The sequence below is a fragment of the Streptomyces sp. NPDC035033 genome, assembly GCF_040636735.1.
In the GTDB taxonomy this organism is placed as follows: domain Bacteria; phylum Actinomycetota; class Actinomycetes; order Streptomycetales; family Streptomycetaceae; genus Streptomyces.
The window spans coordinates 39,315-54,937 of sequence record NZ_JBEZUZ010000011.1; the positions used below are offsets into that span (position 1 = coordinate 39,315).

The 15,623-nt window shown below is 74.0% G+C and carries 14 protein-coding genes; 7 read left to right on the forward strand and 7 right to left on the reverse strand.

Annotated elements, in window-relative coordinates; genetic code table 11:
- Positions 1 to 156: 156 nt before the first annotated feature.
- Complete coding sequence (locus AB0E83_RS07280) at positions 157 to 1,863, reverse strand: glycerol-3-phosphate dehydrogenase/oxidase (RefSeq protein ID WP_362107259.1); 1,707 nt, start codon at positions 1,861 to 1,863, stop codon at positions 157 to 159.
- Positions 1,864 to 2,143: 280 nt separating this feature from the next.
- On the opposite strand from AB0E83_RS07280, the gene AB0E83_RS07285 reads away from it, so the two are divergent.
- Positions 2,144 to 3,385 (forward strand): nucleotide sugar dehydrogenase, encoded by a 1,242-nt coding sequence (locus AB0E83_RS07285; RefSeq protein ID WP_362107262.1) that lies wholly within the window; start codon positions 2,144 to 2,146, stop codon positions 3,383 to 3,385.
- Between the two features lie 95 nt (positions 3,386 to 3,480).
- Positions 3,481 to 4,062, forward strand: a complete 582-nt coding sequence (locus tag AB0E83_RS07290; RefSeq protein WP_362107265.1) for a hypothetical protein — start codon at positions 3,481 to 3,483, stop codon at positions 4,060 to 4,062.
- A 74-nt stretch (positions 4,063 to 4,136) separates the two neighbouring features.
- Here AB0E83_RS07290 and AB0E83_RS07295 read toward each other — a convergent pair whose 3' ends face one another.
- The 4 genes from AB0E83_RS07295 to AB0E83_RS07310 form a co-directional block, all read right to left on the reverse strand.
- Positions 4,137 to 5,261 (reverse strand): GuaB3 family IMP dehydrogenase-related protein, encoded by a 1,125-nt coding sequence (locus tag AB0E83_RS07295; RefSeq protein WP_362107268.1) that lies wholly within the window; start codon positions 5,259 to 5,261, stop codon positions 4,137 to 4,139.
- Between the two features lie 105 nt (positions 5,262 to 5,366).
- Positions 5,367 to 6,869 carry an IMP dehydrogenase gene (gene guaB / locus AB0E83_RS07300; RefSeq protein WP_362107271.1) on the reverse strand — a complete coding sequence of 501 codons (1,503 nt, stop codon included), beginning with the start codon at positions 6,867 to 6,869 and terminating at the stop codon, positions 5,367 to 5,369.
- A gap of 140 nt (positions 6,870 to 7,009) precedes the next feature.
- Positions 7,010 to 7,612 carry a sigma-70 family RNA polymerase sigma factor gene (locus tag AB0E83_RS07305; protein ID WP_362107274.1) on the reverse strand — a complete coding sequence of 201 codons (603 nt, stop codon included), beginning with the start codon at positions 7,610 to 7,612 and terminating at the stop codon, positions 7,010 to 7,012.
- Positions 7,613 to 7,855: 243 nt separating this feature from the next.
- Complete coding sequence (locus AB0E83_RS07310) at positions 7,856 to 8,467, reverse strand: response regulator transcription factor (protein WP_003948568.1); 612 nt, start codon at positions 8,465 to 8,467, stop codon at positions 7,856 to 7,858.
- A 434-nt stretch (positions 8,468 to 8,901) separates the two neighbouring features.
- Here AB0E83_RS07310 and AB0E83_RS07315 point away from each other — a divergent pair, with 434 nt between their 5' ends.
- Positions 8,902 to 9,240: a WhiB family transcriptional regulator gene (locus tag AB0E83_RS07315; RefSeq protein WP_362107276.1), complete on the forward strand. Its 339-nt coding sequence runs from the start codon at positions 8,902 to 8,904 to the stop codon at positions 9,238 to 9,240.
- 123 nt (positions 9,241 to 9,363) lie between these two features.
- Here the strand turns inward: AB0E83_RS07315 and AB0E83_RS07320 are convergent, their stop codons facing one another.
- On the reverse strand, positions 9,364 to 10,263 hold the full coding sequence (locus AB0E83_RS07320) for a LysR family transcriptional regulator (RefSeq protein ID WP_362107279.1): 900 nt from the start codon (positions 10,261 to 10,263) through the stop codon (positions 9,364 to 9,366).
- 87 nt (positions 10,264 to 10,350) lie between these two features.
- Here AB0E83_RS07320 and AB0E83_RS07325 point away from each other — a divergent pair, with 87 nt between their 5' ends.
- From AB0E83_RS07325 to AB0E83_RS07335, 3 genes are all read left to right on the forward strand, one after another.
- Complete coding sequence (locus AB0E83_RS07325) at positions 10,351 to 11,037, forward strand: MOSC domain-containing protein (protein ID WP_362107282.1); 687 nt, start codon at positions 10,351 to 10,353, stop codon at positions 11,035 to 11,037.
- A gap of 177 nt (positions 11,038 to 11,214) precedes the next feature.
- The gene (locus AB0E83_RS07330) at positions 11,215 to 11,988 is read left to right on the forward strand and encodes an SDR family oxidoreductase (protein WP_362107285.1); all 774 of its coding nucleotides are present in this window, start codon (positions 11,215 to 11,217) and stop codon (positions 11,986 to 11,988) included.
- A 71-nt stretch (positions 11,989 to 12,059) separates the two neighbouring features.
- The gene (locus AB0E83_RS07335) at positions 12,060 to 12,488 is read left to right on the forward strand and encodes a hypothetical protein (protein ID WP_362107288.1); all 429 of its coding nucleotides are present in this window, start codon (positions 12,060 to 12,062) and stop codon (positions 12,486 to 12,488) included.
- Here AB0E83_RS07335 and AB0E83_RS07340 read toward each other — a convergent pair.
- Positions 12,424 to 14,241 carry a DUF2264 domain-containing protein gene (locus AB0E83_RS07340; protein ID WP_362107291.1) on the reverse strand — a complete coding sequence of 606 codons (1,818 nt, stop codon included), beginning with the start codon at positions 14,239 to 14,241 and terminating at the stop codon, positions 12,424 to 12,426. The two genes, AB0E83_RS07335 and AB0E83_RS07340, sit on opposite strands and share 65 nt — an antisense overlap.
- A gap of 209 nt (positions 14,242 to 14,450) precedes the next feature.
- On the opposite strand from AB0E83_RS07340, the gene AB0E83_RS07345 reads away from it, so the two are divergent.
- Entirely contained in the window at positions 14,451 to 15,539 is a 1,089-nt protein-coding gene (locus AB0E83_RS07345; RefSeq protein ID WP_362107294.1) for a substrate-binding domain-containing protein, read from the forward strand.
- Positions 15,540 to 15,623: the final 84 nt, after the last annotated feature.

Genomic DNA, 15,623 nt, shown 5'->3' on the forward strand with positions numbered 1-15,623 from the left:
ACTCCGCACGCTGCGGCAACCCGCCCTGGAAGAGACGCCATTGTCCCTCACCGCGCGGCGGGCGGCGCCCCCGGGTCCGTACTCCGGATGGACGACGCGCCACCGCGGCCCCCGGGTTCCCTCCCGTCCCGGACGTACCGTCAGGCGGAGCCCCCGTCAGATCGGGACGATGTCGGGCGCACCGAGCCGGGCGGCGTCCGCCGTCAGGTCGTCGGGCTGCCGCTGCGACTCGCGCTCCGCCTCGACCCGCTTCTCGTAGTGCGCGACCTCCTTCTCGATCTGGCGCGCGTCCCAGCCGAGGACCGGGGCCATCAGCTCGGCGCACTCGCGGGCGCTGCGGGTGCCGCGGTCGAAGGTCTCGATGGAGATCCGGGTCCGGCGGGTGAGGACGTCGTCGAGGTGGCGGGCGCCCTCGTGGGAGGCGGCGTAGACGACCTCGGCGCGCAGGTGGTCGTCGGCCGCCGCGAGCGGTTCGCCGAGCGAGGGGTCCTCGGCGACGAGCGCGAGGACTTCCTCCGCCAGGGAGCCGTACCGGTCGAGCAGGTGCTCCACCCGGGCGACGTGGAGGCCGGTGCGGGCGGCGGTCCCGGCCCGCGCGTTCCACAGCGCCCGGTAGCCCTCGGCGCCGATCAGCGGGGTGTCCTCGGTGACGCAGGGGGCGACCCTCTGGTCGAGGCCGTGCACGGCCTCGTCGACGGCGTCCTTCGCCATCACCCGGTAGGTCGTGTACTTGCCGCCGGCGACGACGACCAGACCGGGCACCGGGTGGGCGACGGTGTGCTCGCGGGAGAGCTTGCTGGTGGCGTCGGACTCGCCGGCGAGCAGGGGCCGCAGGCCCGCGTAGACCCCCTGGACGTCGTCGCGGGTGAGCGGGGTGGCGAGCACCGTGTTGACGTGTTCGAGGAGGTAGTCGATGTCGGCGCTGGAGGCGGCGGGGTGGGCCTTGTCGAGGTCCCAGTCGGTGTCGGTGGTGCCGATGATCCAGTGCCGCCCCCAGGGGATGACGAAGAGGACGGACTTCTCGGTGCGCAGGATGAGGCCGGTGGTGGAGTGGATCCGGTCCTTGGGGACGACGAGGTGGATGCCCTTGGAGGCGCGGACGTGGAACTGGCCGCGCTCGCCGATGAGGGCCTGGGTGTCGTCCGTCCACACCCCGGTGGCGTTGACGATCTGCTTGGCCCGGACGACGTACTCGCCGCCGGTCTCGACGTCCTGGACGCGGGCGCCGACGACCCGCTCGCCCTCGCGGAGGAAGCCGGTGACGCGGGCCCGGCTCGCGGTGTGGGCGCCGTAGGAGGCGGCGGTGCGGACGAGGGTGAGGACGAAGCGGGCGTCGTCCATCTGGGCGTCGTAGTACTGGAGGGCGCCGGTGAGGGCGTCCTTGCGCAGGCAGGGGGCGACGCGGAGGGCGCCCCTGCGGCTGAGGTGGCGGTGGACGGGGAGGCCGCGGCCGTGGCCGGAGGAGACGGACATGGCGTCGTACAGGGCGACGCCGGAGCCCGCGTAGACCCGCTCCCAGCCCCGGTGCTGGAGGGGGTAGAGGAACGGGACGGGTTTCACCAGGTGGGGGGCGAGCCGTTCGAGGAGGAGGCCGCGCTCCTTGAGCGCCTCGCGGACCAGGGCGAAGTCGAGCATCTCCAGGTAGCGCAGTCCGCCGTGGATGAGCTTGCTGGAGCGGCTGGAGGTGCCGGAGGCCCAGTCGCGGGCCTCGACGATGCCGGTGGAGAGCCCGCGCGTGACCGCGTCGAGGGCGGTGCCGGCGCCGACCACCCCGCCGCCGACGACGAGCACGTCCAGCTCGCGGCCGGCCATGGCCGCGAGCGCCCCGGCGCGCTCGGCGGGTCCCAGTGTCGCTGTCCTCACGGCTGCCGCCTCCCGTCGTCCGTCCCGTGGCCGTCCCCACGCGCCCGTCCCTCACGGGTGCGGGCGCGCCGAGCCGGACCGCGGTGTGGTCCGGCTCACAGTCCCGATTCTGGACCGGTCCGACGGCTTCGGCCACCGCCCCCGCGCGGACCTGTGGATAACACTCGGCGACCTTCGATCACGCAATGCCGCATATCGGTCATATTTACTCCTAGTCTGACATTGCGTATGTGCTGCGTGCGCGACACACCACGGCTACCGGGAAGGACGGCACACCCCCATGCCCGCAGATCTCGCCGTCATCGGCCTCGGCCACCACGGACTCCCCCTCGCCCAGGCCGCGACCGCCGCGGGCATCGCCACCGTCGGCTTCGACACCGACCCCCGCCCGGTCGCCGAACTCGCCGCCGGCCGCCCCCCGGTCGACGGTTCCCTCACCGCCTCCGAGATCCGCCGGATGCTCTCCGGCGGCTTCCGCGCCACCACCAGCCCGGCCGAGCTCGGCCGGGTGCGCACCGCCGTCCTCTGCGCCCCCACCCCCCTCGGCCCCGACGGCGCCCTCGACCTCACCGCCGTCACCGACGCCGCCCGCGCGCTGGCCACCCGGCTGCGCCCGCACACCACGGTGCTCCTGGAGTCCCCGGTCCCGCCGGGCACCACCGAGGGCCCGCTCCGGGAGCTCCTGGAGGCCGGTTCGGGGCTGCGGGCCGGCCGCGACTTCCACCTCGCGTACTCCCCCGGCCGCCTCGACCCCGGGAACCGGCTGCCCGGCCTCGCCGGCACCCCCCAGGTCATCGGCGGCCTCACGTCCGCGTGCACCGAGTCCGCCGCCGCCTTCTACGGCCGCTTCACCGACAAGGTGGTACGCGCGCGTGGCCCCCGCGAGGCCGAGACGGTCAAGCTCCTGGAGACCAACTTCCGGCACGTCAACATCGCCCTCGTCAACGAGATGGCGGTGCTCTGCCACGAACTCGGCGTCGACCTCTGGGACGTCATCCGCTGCGCCGAGACCAAGCCCTTCGGCTTCCAGGCCTTCCGCCCCGGCCCCGGCGTCGGCGGCCACGGCGTCCCCGTCGAGCACCTGGGCGCCCACCGCCCGCTCCGCCTCGTCGAACTCGCCGGCCAGGTCAACCAGCGGATGCCGCGGTACGTCGTCCAGCGCGCCGCCGCGCTCCTCAACGAGCACGGCAAGTCCGCCCGCGGCGCCCGGATCCTGCTCCTCGGCATCACGTACAAGCCCGACCTCGCCGACCGCGCGGGCTCCCCCGCCGACGAGATCGCCGGCCGCCTCATGGACCTCGGCGCGGCGGTCAGCTTCCACGACCCGCACGTCCCCGACTGGCGGGTGCGGGACCTGCCCGTCCCCCGCGCGGACTCCCTCTACGAGGCCGCCGCCCACGCCGACCTGACGATCCTGCTCCAGCACCACCGCGTCTACGACCTCCAGGGCCTCGCGGTGAAGGCCCAGCTCCTCCTCGACACCCGCGGCGCCACCCCGGCGGGCACGGCGCACCGCCTCTGAGCCGGAGGTAACGGGTGGGCCACTGTCGGAACGGGCTGCTAGTGTCCGGCCCTCTCGATCGCACACCCGTGCGCCGTCCACCCAGGGGGACCACCTTGAGCCAGCCCGTTCCGCCGCCCGGCAACCCGTACTCCCAGGGCGCGCCCCAGCAGCCCGCCGGAGAGAACCCGTACGCGCAGAACCCCGCCGGGCAGAACCCGTACGGCCAGGCCCCCGCCGGGCAGAACCCGTTCGGCGCCTACCCGCCGGCGCCCGCCCCCGCGCCCCGCCGGAACAACGTGGGCCTCGGCATCCTCGCCGCCGTCGTCGCCGCGCTGGTCACCGCCGGCGTCTACGGCGCCATCATGGGCGGCGTCGAGGTCGAGATCGGCTGGGCCGCCGTCGGCGTCGGCTTCGCGGTCGGCTTCGCCGCCGGCAAGGTCGGCGGCGGCAACCCCGTGCTGCCGGTCGTCAGCGCGATCCTCTCCCTCGGCGCCGTCTACCTCGGCCAGCTCGTCGGCATCGCGGTCTTCGCCACCAAGGAGTACGGCTTCTCCTTCACCGAGCTCTTCTTCCAGCACTTCGGCATGCTGACCGACGCGTGGAACGAGACCAAGGAGCCGATGACCTTCCTCTTCCTCGCGCTCGGCCCCGTCGCCGCCTTCTCGGGCGCCAGGAAGGCCGGCGCCTCCGACTGACCCGGAGCACGCGCGCGTGCGCGAGGGGCCCCGCACCGGCCGGTGCGGGGCCCCTCGCGCACGTACAAGGAGCGTCAGCGCTTGTGCTGCGCGTCCGCGACGGTGACCTCGACGCGCTGGAACTCCTTGAGCTCGCTGTAGCCGGTGGTGGCCATCGCGCGGCGCAGGGCGCCGAAGAAGTTCATCGAGCCGTCCGGGGTGTGCGACGGGCCGGTGAGGATCTCCTCGGTGGTGCCGACGATGCCCAGGTCGACCAGCTTGCCGCGCGGCACGTCCTCGTGGACGGCCTCCATGCCCCAGTGGTGGCCCTTGCCGGGCGCGTCCGTGGCGCGGGCCAGCGGGGAGCCGATCATCACGGCGTCCGCGCCGCAGGCGATCGCCTTCGGCAGGTCGCCGGACCAGCCCACGCCGCCGTCGGCGATGACGTGCACGTACCGGCCGCCGGACTCGTCCATGTAGTCGCGGCGGGCCGCGGCCACGTCGGCGACGGCGGTCGCCATCGGGACCTGGATGCCCAGCACGTTGCGGGTGGTGTGCGCGGCGCCGCCGCCGAAGCCGACCAGGACGCCCGCGGCGCCGGTCCGCATCAGGTGCAGGGCGGCGGTGTACGTGGCGCAGCCGCCGACGATGACCGGGACGTCCAGCTCGTAGATGAACTGCTTGAGGTTGAGCGGCTCGGCGGCGCCGGAGACGTGCTCGGCGGAGACCGTGGTGCCGCGGATGACGAAGATGTCCACGCCCGCGTCGACGACGGCCTTGGAGAACTGCGCGGTGCGCTGCGGGGAGAGCGCGGCGGCGGTGACGACGCCGGAGTCGCGCACCTCCTTGATGCGCTGCCCGATCAGCTCCTCCTTGATCGGAGCGGCGTAGATCTCCTGCAGACGGCGGGTGGCGGCGGCCTCGTCCAGCTCGGCGATCTCGTCGAGCAGCGGCTGCGGGTCCTCGTACCGGGTCCAGAGCCCTTCGAGGTTCAGGACGCCGAGGCCACCGAGCTCGCCGATGCGGATGGCGGTCTGCGGGGAGACGACCGAGTCCATCGGGGCGGCCAGGAAGGGCAGCTCGAAGCGGTAGGCGTCGATCTGCCAGGCGATCGAGACCTCCTTCGGGTCCCGGGTGCGCCGGCTCGGTACGACGGCGATGTCGTCGAACGCGTACGCCCTGCGGCCGCGCTTGCCGCGCCCGATCTCGATCTCAGTCACGATGTGTGGCCTTTCCCTCTATGTCTGCGCCTACCAGTATCCCCGACACACGCGCGAGGGGCGGCTCCGGCCACATGCCGGAACCGCCCCCGTCGTCGCGCGCTGTTACTTCCTGCTGTAGTTCGGCGCCTCGACCGTCATCTGGATGTCGTGCGGGTGGCTCTCCTTGAGGCCCGCCGAGGTGATCCGGACGAAGCGGCCCTTCGACTCCATCTCCTCGATGGTGGCGGCGCCCACGTAGCCCATCGTCTGGCGCAGGCCGCCGACGAGCTGGTGGACGACGGAGGAGAGCGGGCCGCGGTACGGCACCTGGCCCTCGATGCCCTCGGGCACGAGCTTGTCGTCGGAGGTGACGTCGGCCTGGAAGTAGCGGTCCTTCGAGTAGGACCGGCCCTGGCCGCGGGACTGCATGGCGCCGAGCGAGCCCATGCCGCGGTACGACTTGAACTGCTTGCCGTTGATGAAGAGCAGCTCGCCGGGCGACTCCTCGCAGCCGGCGAGGAGGCTGCCGAGCATCACGGTGTCGGCGCCGGCGGCGAGCGCCTTGCCGATGTCGCCGGAGTACTGCAGGCCGCCGTCGCCGATCAGCGGGACGCCGGCGGCGCGGGCCGCGAGGGACGCCTCGTAGATCGCGGTGACCTGCGGGACGCCGATGCCGGCGACCACGCGGGTGGTGCAGATGGAGCCGGGGCCGACGCCGACCTTGATGCCGTCGACACCGGCGTCGATCATCGCCTGCGCGCCGTCGCGGGTGGCGACGTTGCCGCCGATCACGTCGACGTTCACGCTGGACTTGATCTTCGCCATCCAGCTGAGGGCGTTGCTGTTGTGGCCGTGCGAGGTGTCGACGATGAGGAAGTCGACGCCGACGGCGGCGAGCGCCTGGGCGCGCTCCAGGGCCTCGGGGCTGGCGCCGACGGCCGCGCCGACGAGCAGCCGGCCCTCGGCGTCCTTGGCGGCGTTCGGGTACTTCTCCGCCTTGACGAAGTCCTTGACGGTGATGAGGCCCTTAAGGACGCCCTCGTCGTCGACGAGCGGCAGCTTCTCGATCTTGTGGCGGCGCAGCAGCTCCATGGCGTCGACGCCGGAGATGCCGACCTTGCCGGTGACCAGCGGCATCGGCGTCATGACCTCGCGGACCTGACGGCTGCGGTCGGTCTCGAAGGCCATGTCGCGGTTGGTCACGATGCCGAGGAGCTTGCCGTCCGGGGCGGTGACGGGGACGCCGCTGATGCGGAACTTGGCGCAGAGGGCGTCGGCCTCGGCGAGGGTCGCCTCCGGGTGGACCGTGATCGGGTCGGTGACCATGCCGGACTCGGACCGCTTGACGAGGTCCACCTGGTTGACCTGGTCCTCGACGGAGAGGTTCCGGTGGAGGACGCCGACGCCGCCCAGGCGGGCCATGGCGATCGCCATGCGGGACTCGGTCACCTTGTCCATCGCCGCGGAGAGCAGCGGGATGTTGACCCGGACGTTGCGAGAGATGCGGGACGAGGTGTCGACCGCGTTGGGGAGTACCTCGGAGGCTCCCGGCAGCAGCAGCACGTCGTCGTAGGTCAGCCCGAGTGTCGCGAATTTTTCGGGCACTCCGTCGACGTTGGCAGTCATGACACCTTCCCAAATGGCCTTGATCGGTGCGGGATGTCCATGCTAACGGGCCGGAGCGGTGTCTCATTCCACGAGCAAGATCAGCGGGAAGCTTTGGACCTTCGTACGTGGACGAAAGGGACGACGAGGCCCGGTGAGGCTTACTGCTCGGCCAGGGCGCGGAGCCGGCTGAGGGCGCGGTGCTGGGCGACGCGGACGGCGCCCGGGGACATGCCGAGCATCTGGCCGGTCTCCTCGGCGGTCAGCCCGACGGCGACCCGGAGCACGAGGAGCTCGCGCTGGTTCTCCGGGAGGTTGGCGAGGAGCTTCTTGGCCCATTCGGCGTCGTCGCTGAGGAGGGCGCGCTCCTCGGGGCCGAGGGAGTCGTCGGGCCGCTCGGGCATCTCGTCGGAGGGCACGGCGGTGGAGCCGGGGTGGCGCATGGCGGCCCGCTGGAGGTCGGCGACCTTGTGCCCGGCGATGGCGAAGACGAACGCCTCGAAGGGGCGGCCGGTGTCCTTGTAGCGGGGCAGGGCCATCAGGACGGCGACGCAGACCTCCTGCGCGAGGTCCTCGACGAAGTGGCGGGCGTCGCCGGGCAGCCGGCTGAGCCGGGTGCGGCAGTAGCGCAGCGCGAGGGGGTGGACGCGCGCGAGCAGGTCATGGGTGGCCTGCGCGTCCCCTTCGACGGCGCGGTGGACGAGCGCACCGATCTCCCCCTGCCCGGCAGGCATGGGGGAACCCATGGTCTCGTCGTCGCGCATCGCTCCATGGTGCCTTGAGGCCCGCTCGTCCGTGGCACCGTGTCCGTAGTTGTGCACCGAAGCGTTATGAGCAGGTGCGCCGGGATTCATCTCTGGCGCCCTCCCCTTCCGCTCGATCGACTCGTCCCCGAGGAACTCCACACCTCAAGGATGCGGCATCGGCCGGGGAAGTGACACAGGCCCGCCCCGTCCGCCCCTCGGCGGACGGGGGTACGGACGGGGAGACGGCCGGTGACCGGCGATTCAGCGGACCAGGCCCCAGCGGAATCCGAGCGCGACGGCGTGCGCCCGGTCCGAGGCGCCGAGCTTCTTGAAGAGGCGTCGGGCGTGCGTCTTGACCGTGTCCTCGGAGAGGAAGAGCTCGCGCCCGATCTCCGCGTTGGACCGGCCGTGGCTCATGCCTTCGAGGACCTGGATCTCGCGGGCGGTGAGGGTGGGGGCGGCGCCCATCTCGGCCGAACGGAGCCGGCGCGGGGCGAGCCGCCAGGTCGGGTCGGCGAGCGCCTGGGTGACGGTGGCCCGCAGCTCGGCGCGCGAGGCGTCCTTGTGCAGGTAGCCACGGGCACCCGCGGCGACCGCGAGCGCGACGCCGTCGAGGTCCTCGGCGACCGTGAGCATGATGATCCGGGCGCCGGGGTCGGCGGAGAGCAGTCGGCGGACGGTTTCCACACCGCCGAGGCCGGGCATGCGCACGTCCATCAGGATGAGGTCCGAGCGGTCCGCGCCCCAGCGGCGGAGGACTTCCTCGCCGTTGGCCGCGGTGGTCACGCGCTCCACGCCGGGCACGGTCGCGACCGCGCGGCGAAGCGCCTCTCGGGCAAGCGGGGAGTCGTCGCAGACGAGGACGGACGTCATGACTGACCTCCGCGGCTCTCGCAGCTGATGCGCGTCACCTTGAGCCTCCAGGGCTGGTACGTATCGTCACCTGTGCGGTTGACGCTCCCGGACACCTGCCCGATCGCTTGTTCATTCAACCGCCTCGCACTCTCAACGATGGTCACTCGAAAGAGTTACGGGTCGGACGAGACCTTCGGCACTCCTTGTGAGGGGCCGTGCACGGAGAAGAGCGTCGCAGGTCGTTGCGTCCACACAGCAGAAGCTATGCCCCATTTAGCGGGTTTTCTTCCCTTTTCGCAGTGTCTGTGGCTAGATTCGCAATGAGTCATATTTACATCTACATCGACAGTAGTTCGGATAGATCCGGACCACCGGGGAACGAGGAGCCCCGGGGCGACAGCCACCACCCGCCCACCCACCCGTTTCGACACGGTTTCAAGGGGACTAGCGCAATGGCAGATTTCTCCCGCCTTCCCGGACCCAACGCCGATCTGTGGGACTGGCAACTCCTCGCGGCCTGCCGCGGAGTGGACAGCTCCCTGTTCTTCCACCCTGAGGGAGAGCGCGGCGCGGCACGGAGTGCGCGTGAGAACTCGGCGAAAGAGGTCTGCATGCGGTGCCCGGTCCGCGCGGAGTGCGCGGCACACGCACTCGCCGTGCGGGAGCCCTACGGCGTCTGGGGCGGCCTCACCGAGGACGAACGCGAAGAACTCATGGGACGCGCGCGCAACCGCCTGATCACGGCGGCGCCGGCCCCGGCGGCCGGCCGGTCGGTCATGGGGCACGCCTGAAGGAACGTTTCCCCGAGCCTGGCGCGATCTGAAGCGGTCCCACGCGATCCGAAGCGACCCGACATGACCTGACGCGACCCGATCCGCACTTCTCCCGGGCGCGCGCGTGGCGCCGGGCCCGGCCTACGCGCGCGTGGCAGCGCGGGCCAGCTCGTCGAGGGTGGCCGCGACGGCCGGCACGTGGGCCAGGTCCGGCAGGGTCAGCGCCACGATCTCCCGCTCCACGGCGGGCTCGACGGCCACGGTCCGCGCCCCCTTGGGCCGTACGGACTCGATGGCCAGCTCCGGCAGGACGGCCACGCCGAGCCCCGCGCCGACCAGTCCCACCACGGCCGGGTAGTCGTCGGTGGCGAAGTCGATGCGCGGGGCGAAGCCGGCCTTCTCGCAGACGTCGACGAGCTGGCGGCGGCAGCGCGGGCAGCCCGCGATCCAGGAGTCCCCGGCCAGTTCGGCGATGCCCACCGAGCCGGCGCCGGCCAGCGGGTGCCCCTCGGGCACCAGGCCGACGAGCCGGTCGGTGAGGAGCGGGCGGACCACCAGGTCGTCCCACTCGGAGGCGGCCTGGCCCGATCCGTACCGGAAGGCGAGGGCGATGTCGCAGTCGCCCTCGCGGAGCATCTCGACGGAGCGCGGCGGTTCGGCCTCGACGAGGGAGACCCGGGTGCCGGGGTGGGCGGCGCGCAGGGCGGCGAGCGCGGTGGGGACGAGGGTGGAGCTGCCGCTGGGGAAGGAGACCAGGCGGACGCGGCCGGCCCGCAGGCCGGCGATGGCGGCGACCTCCTCCTCGGCGGCGGTGAGTCCCGCGAGGATGCCGGCGGCGTGCCGGACGAGGGCCTCGCCGGCCTGGGTGAGGCGCATCTCGCGGCCGGTCCGGATCAGCAGCGGAGTGCCGGCCGAGGACTCCAGGGCCTTCATCTGCTGGCTGACGGCGGGCTGGGTGCAGCCGAGTTCGCGCGCGGCGGCGGAGAAGGAGCCGGTGGCGGCGACGGCGCGCAGGACGCGGAGGTGGCGTGCCTCGATCATGGTTCGAGCATAAGCGACTCTTGGGTTCGGACGCGAATCTTCGATCAAATCTTTGAGGGGGCTCCTCGGCCCGCTTACGCTCCCCCCATGACCTTGCTGAGTGTGAACGCGGGCCGGGCGAAGAGCGTCGGCTACACCGACGCCGCCTCCGGGAAGACGGGCATCGACAAGCGCCCCGTCGACGGGCCCGTACGGATCGAGTCCCCCGGCCCCGACGGCGTCGGGGCGAGCGGCGTCGCCGGGGACGACGTCTGCGACCTGCGCTTCCACGGCGGCGCCGACCGGGCGGTGTACGCCTTCGCCCGCGAGGACCTGGACCGGTGGGAGCGGGAGCTGGGCCGGGAGCTGGCGAACGGCTCCTTCGGGGAGAACCTGACGACGAGCGGCCTGGACGTGAACGGGGCGCTGATCGGCGAGCGGTGGCGGATCGGCGAGGACGTGGTCCTGGAGGTGACCGGGGGCCGGATCCCCTGCCGCACCTTCCAGGGCCACCTGGAGGAGCGGGGCGTCGACGCCAAGGGGTGGGTGAAGCGGTTCACCCGGGCGCAGGCCGGGCCGGGCGCGCTGCTGCGGGTGATCACGCCGGGCGAGGTGCGGGCCGGCGACCCGGTCACCGTCGTGCACCGGCCCGACCACGGCATCACCGTCTCCTTCCTGCACCGGGCGGCGACCACCGAGCGCGCGCTGCTGCCGGAGACGCTGGTGGCCGCGGAGTGGATGGAGTCCGGCCTGCTCGCCCTCGCCCGCAACCACGTGGACAAGCACGGCGCCTGAGGCCGGAGCCGTACGCCGGACACGACGGCACCCGGCGCCGGAGCCGTACGCCGAGGAGGCCGCGCCCGGCGCCGGGGGCGCCGTACCTGACACGGCGCCGTACGCCCCGGCGTACGGCGGCTGAACATCGGGCCCGGGCGCGCGGGCCGGGCGCGGACCGGGCACTACGGTTCCGGTATGACCACTGCACTGATCACGGGAGCCACCGCCGGCATCGGCGCCGCCTTCGCGCGCCGGCTGGCGGCCGACGGGCACGACGTCGTCCTCGTGGCACGGGACCTGAAGCGCCTTCGGGAGCAGGCCACCGAGCTGCACGACCGGCACGGCGTGGAGGCCGAGGTCCTCGCCGCGGACCTCTCCGAGGAGGAGGGGATCGCCGCGGTCGAGGCCCGGCTCTCCGACCGGCGCCGCCCGGTCGACCTGCTGGTGAACAACGCGGGCTTCGGCAACAAGGGCCGCTTCCTCGACGTCTCCATGGCCGACGAGCTGAGGATGCTGACGGTGCACTGCGAGGCGGTGCTCCGGCTGACCTCGGCCGCGGCCGCCGCGATGAAGGAGCGCGGCCGGGGCGGGGTGGTGAACGTGGCCTCGGTGGCGGCCTTCGTGCCGCGCGGCACGTACGGCGCCTCCAAGGCGTGGGTCGTGCAGTTCACCCAGGGCGCGGCCAAGGACCTCGCGGGCAGCGGGGTGCGGCTGATGGCGCTCTGCCCCGGCTTCGTGCGCACCGAGTTCCACGAGCGGGCCGGGATGGGCACGGACAACATCCCCGGCTGGATGTGGCTGGACGCGGACAAGCTGGTGGCGGCCGCCCTGTCGGACCTGGCGCGGGGGAAGACCCTGTCGGTCCCGGACCCGCGCTACAAGGCCCTGATGGGCGTGGTGAAGCTGGCGCCGCGCGCGCTGCTCGGCGGGGTGTCGTCGAAGGCGGGGCGGAAGTACGGACCCCAGTAGCGCGGGTACTCAGGGAGGACCGAGTACCTCCGCCCCTGTGCGGGCACGGCCGGCCACCCGATCCTCGGGGCATGGACCACATTCTTCTCCGCAAGTTCTCCCCCTCCGCGGCCGGCGTGCCGACGGCCCTGCTCGCGCTCGCGGCCTGGGCCGTCTGGCTGGGCTGGGACCAGCGGCGCGACGTGCACCCGGACGGCTCGGAGACGGGGCCGTACGAGACGTGGCAGGTCGTGGGGCTCGCGCTGACCCTGCTCCTGCCGTTGGTCCGGACGGCACTGCGGGGCCACGGCCCGGCCGGCGCGGTCGGCACCTCCGCCGGACTCGCCCTCGCCGCCTTCGTCGACTGGTCGGACGACGGCAGCGGCCTCTACCTGATCGGCACCTTCATGGTCGGGGCCGGGTCCCTCGCCGCGACCGCGGCCGTCCAGGCGCTGGTCACCGCGGGATCGGACCGCCGGGGGCCGCGTCGACGCACGCCGAGGCACCGTCCCACCACCTGACGCGCAGCTTCGTCCCGCCGGTGATCCGGACCTCCGCGAGGGCGGCGGCCGGGGCCGGGTCGGGCTCGCCGGTGAGCGAGGCGAGCGCCGCGAAGAGCGCGACGGGCCCGCGGGTGGTGCCGTGGACGGCCGGGACGCGGGTCGGGTCCGGGCCCTGGAGGGTGGGCCCGGCGGGGAGTTCGGCGACCTCGGGGCCGTAGCCGTGGACCGGGTGGAGCTGGGAGACGGGCCCGCCGGGTCCGGTGGCCCAGCCGGTCTGCCGTACGGGGGTCCCCTCCGGGGCGTCCAGGACGAGGTGGACGCGGAGTTCGGCGCGGCCGTGGACGAGGGTGGTGGAGACGACCCGGACGACGGGGAGCGGGGTGTGCGCGGAGACGGCCCGGTCGGGGCCGGTGGCGAGCGGTTCGGCGGGGCCGCGGTGGGTGGCGGCGCCGTCGGGGCGGAGCAGCGCGAAGTGGTTGTCGGCCGGGTCGGGGGCGGTGGTGGGGCCCGTGCGGGTGGCGTAGGCGAAGCGGGCGTAGCCGGGGTCGTCGCCGTCGGGGCCGCCGATCGGGACGTGGTTGCTGCCGTGGTTGTGGAGGCGGACGAGTCCGTCGGCGGCGGTGGTCTGGACGAGGAGGCCGGTGGGGCCGAAGGGGCGCGCGGTGTCGGCGCGTTCGGCGGGCAGCGCTTCCTCCGGGTCGGTCCAGGCGGGGTGGTCCGGGGGGAGCAGCAGGCCGAGGAAGCCCTTGGCCGCCCAGTAGGGGGAGCCCGGTCCGGAGTACGGCTGGACGAGCGGCGGGTGGGGGCCGTGCCAGCCGAGGGTGAGCAGGCCGCGGTCGTCGGTGGCGCCGCGGTCGAGGAAGTACCGCAGGGTGCCGGAGGCGAGGCGGCGGGTGGCGCCGGGGGTGAGCGGGGTGTGGCCGGTGAGCGTGCCGAGCCAGGGGGCGGCGGCCGCGGCGAAGCGGTAGATCAGGGAGCGCCCGTACGGGACGGGGGCGCCGTTCGCGTCGAAGAGGTGGACGTGGTCGTCGAGGTGGGCGCGGAGCCGGGGGCCGTACCGGCCGAGGAGCTCGCGGTCGCCGGCGAGGTGGGCGTGGAGCACCGGATAGAGGTGCAGGGCCCAGGAGTTGTAGTGGTCGAAGGCGCGGTTGTCGCCGTCGCTGTACCAGCCGGCGCCGAGGTACCAGTCCTCGATCCGGGCGAGGGAGCGGTCGATCGTGGCGGCGGCGCGGTCGGTCTCGACGCCGGCGTCGCGGAGGAAGCCGGCGACGGTGAGGCCGAAGAGCCACCAGTTGTTGTCGACGGGGGACGGGCCGAGGGCGGGCAGCAGCCACTCCGCGAGGCGTTCGCGCGTCCGGGCGTCGAGGCGGTCCCAGAGCCAGGGGCGGGTGAGGCGCAGGGCGAGGGCGATCGAGGCGGACTCGACGACCGCCTGGCGGGTGCCGGTCGTCGGGGGCCAGGACTCCCGGTCCGCGTCGCCGGTGCCGGCGGCGAGCCCGGCGGCGTACCGGTCGAGGTGGCCGTGCGGGTCCTCGCCGCGGGCGCCGGCGACGCGGAGGGCGGCGAGCAGGAAGGTCCGGGCGAAGCCCTCCAGGCCGTCGGAGCGGGCGCCGGACCAGCTGGGGCGGGGGCCGGGGAGGTCGATCCGGCCGCCGCGCGGGGAGGCGTACGGGCGGACGGCGAGGAGGAGCCGGTCGGCGGCGTCCTCCCAGTGGGCGCGGGTCCAGCCGGTGTACGGACTGAGCTCACGGTCCTCCGGTGGCGTGGGCATGATGCTCCCTGGGATCCGTGGGGGTGACGGCCGCGGCGCCGGAGCCCCGGCGGGTTCCGGTCGTCGGTCGCCGGAATCCTCGGCGGGTCCCGATCGACACGTCAAGGGATGTGGAGCGAATGATCGAAATTCCCATCGTTCGATCATCTCGTCTAGGGTCCGGGTATCCGAGGTCGGGAGACGACCACCACCGCGAGGGGGAACCGCACGTGCGCGAGAGTGCCGCCGAACGACACGCCCGACTGCTGGACCTGGTGCGCGAGCGCGGCACGGTCCGCGTCGCCGAACTGGCCGGTCTGCTGGGGGTCTCCCCCGTCACCGCCCGCCGCGACGCGGAGGCGCTGGCCTCGCGGGGCCTGCTCGACCGGGTGCACGGCCAGGTCTCCTGGCCGCGCGCCGCGCCGGGCGCCGGGCCGGCCGGGCCGGGGGCGGCCGAGGGCCTGGTCCTCGGCCTGCTCGCGCCCTCCGCCACGTACTACTTCGCCGAGGTCATCCGGGGCGCGCACGAGGCGGCGGCGCGGGCCGGCGCCCGGCTGGTGCTGCGGGTCTCGGACTACCGCCCGGAGGAGGACCGGGCCCGCGTCGAGGGGCTGCTCGCGGCCGGCGCCGAGGGGGTGCTGGTGGCGCCGGGCTGGCGCGGGCCCGAGGACCGGCTCGCGTACGGGGACTGGCTGGCCGGGCTGCCCGTGCCGGCCGTGCTCCTGGAGCGGCGCGCCGAGCCCGGCAGCCCGCTCGACGGGCTCGACCGGGTCGCCTCCGACCACGCCCACGGGGTGCTGCTCGCCCTGCGCCACCTGCTCGGGCTCGGCCACGCGACCCCGCTGCTCGTGGCCCGCGGGGACTCGCCGACCGCGCTCGCGGTGCGGGCCGGGTACGCGGAGGCGCTGGCCGTGCTGGGCCTGGAGCGGCCCCGGCCGGTCATCGACTCCGTACCGGCCGAGGCGGATCCGGAGGGCTTCGAGCGGGCGGTGCGGGCGCTGCACGACGCGGTCCGCTCGGGCCTGGCGAGCGCGGCGCTCGTCCACAACGACGTGGACGCGATCGAGATCGTGCAGCGGCTCGCCCCGCTCGGCGTGCGGGTCCCGCAGGACCTCGCCCTCATCGCGTACGACGACGAGGTCGCCGCGCTGGCCGACACCCCGCTGACGGCGGTGGCCCCGCCGAAGCGGGAGGTGGGCCGGCACGCCACGGAGCTGCTGGTGGAGCGGCTGACCGGCGGCGCGGACGAGGAGGCGGCGGGCCGGCACGTGAGCCTGCTGCCGCGGCTGCGGGTACGGGCGTCCTGCGGGGCCTCCTGACCGCCGGGCGGCCCGGGCCGCCGGGCGCCCCGGGCCGCCGGCCTTCCCGACGGCGGCCCGGCACCGCCGGGAAGGCCGCCACCG

Bases quoted from the DNA above. Each gene is read 5' to 3' on its own strand.
- AB0E83_RS07325 (WP_362107282.1), top strand. From the start codon at position 10,351: ATGACCTTGCTGAGTGTGAACGCGGGCCGGGCGAAGAGCGTCGGCTAC.
- AB0E83_RS07320 (WP_362107279.1), bottom strand. From the start codon at position 10,263: ATGATCGAGGCACGCCACCTCCGCGTCCTGCGCGCCGTCGCCGCCACC.
- AB0E83_RS07335 (WP_362107288.1), top strand. From the start codon at position 12,060: ATGGACCACATTCTTCTCCGCAAGTTCTCCCCCTCCGCGGCCGGCGTG.
- AB0E83_RS07330 (WP_362107285.1), top strand. From the start codon at position 11,215: ATGACCACTGCACTGATCACGGGAGCCACCGCCGGCATCGGCGCCGCC.
- guaB (WP_362107271.1), bottom strand. From the start codon at position 6,869: ATGACTGCCAACGTCGACGGAGTGCCCGAAAAATTCGCGACACTCGGG.
- AB0E83_RS07310 (WP_003948568.1), bottom strand. From the start codon at position 8,467: ATGACGTCCGTCCTCGTCTGCGACGACTCCCCGCTTGCCCGAGAGGCG.
- AB0E83_RS07285 (WP_362107262.1), top strand. From the start codon at position 2,144: ATGCCCGCAGATCTCGCCGTCATCGGCCTCGGCCACCACGGACTCCCC.
- AB0E83_RS07315 (WP_362107276.1), top strand. From the start codon at position 8,902: ATGGCAGATTTCTCCCGCCTTCCCGGACCCAACGCCGATCTGTGGGAC.
- AB0E83_RS07340 (WP_362107291.1), bottom strand. From the start codon at position 14,241: ATGCCCACGCCACCGGAGGACCGTGAGCTCAGTCCGTACACCGGCTGG.
- AB0E83_RS07305 (WP_362107274.1), bottom strand. From the start codon at position 7,612: ATGCGCGACGACGAGACCATGGGTTCCCCCATGCCTGCCGGGCAGGGG.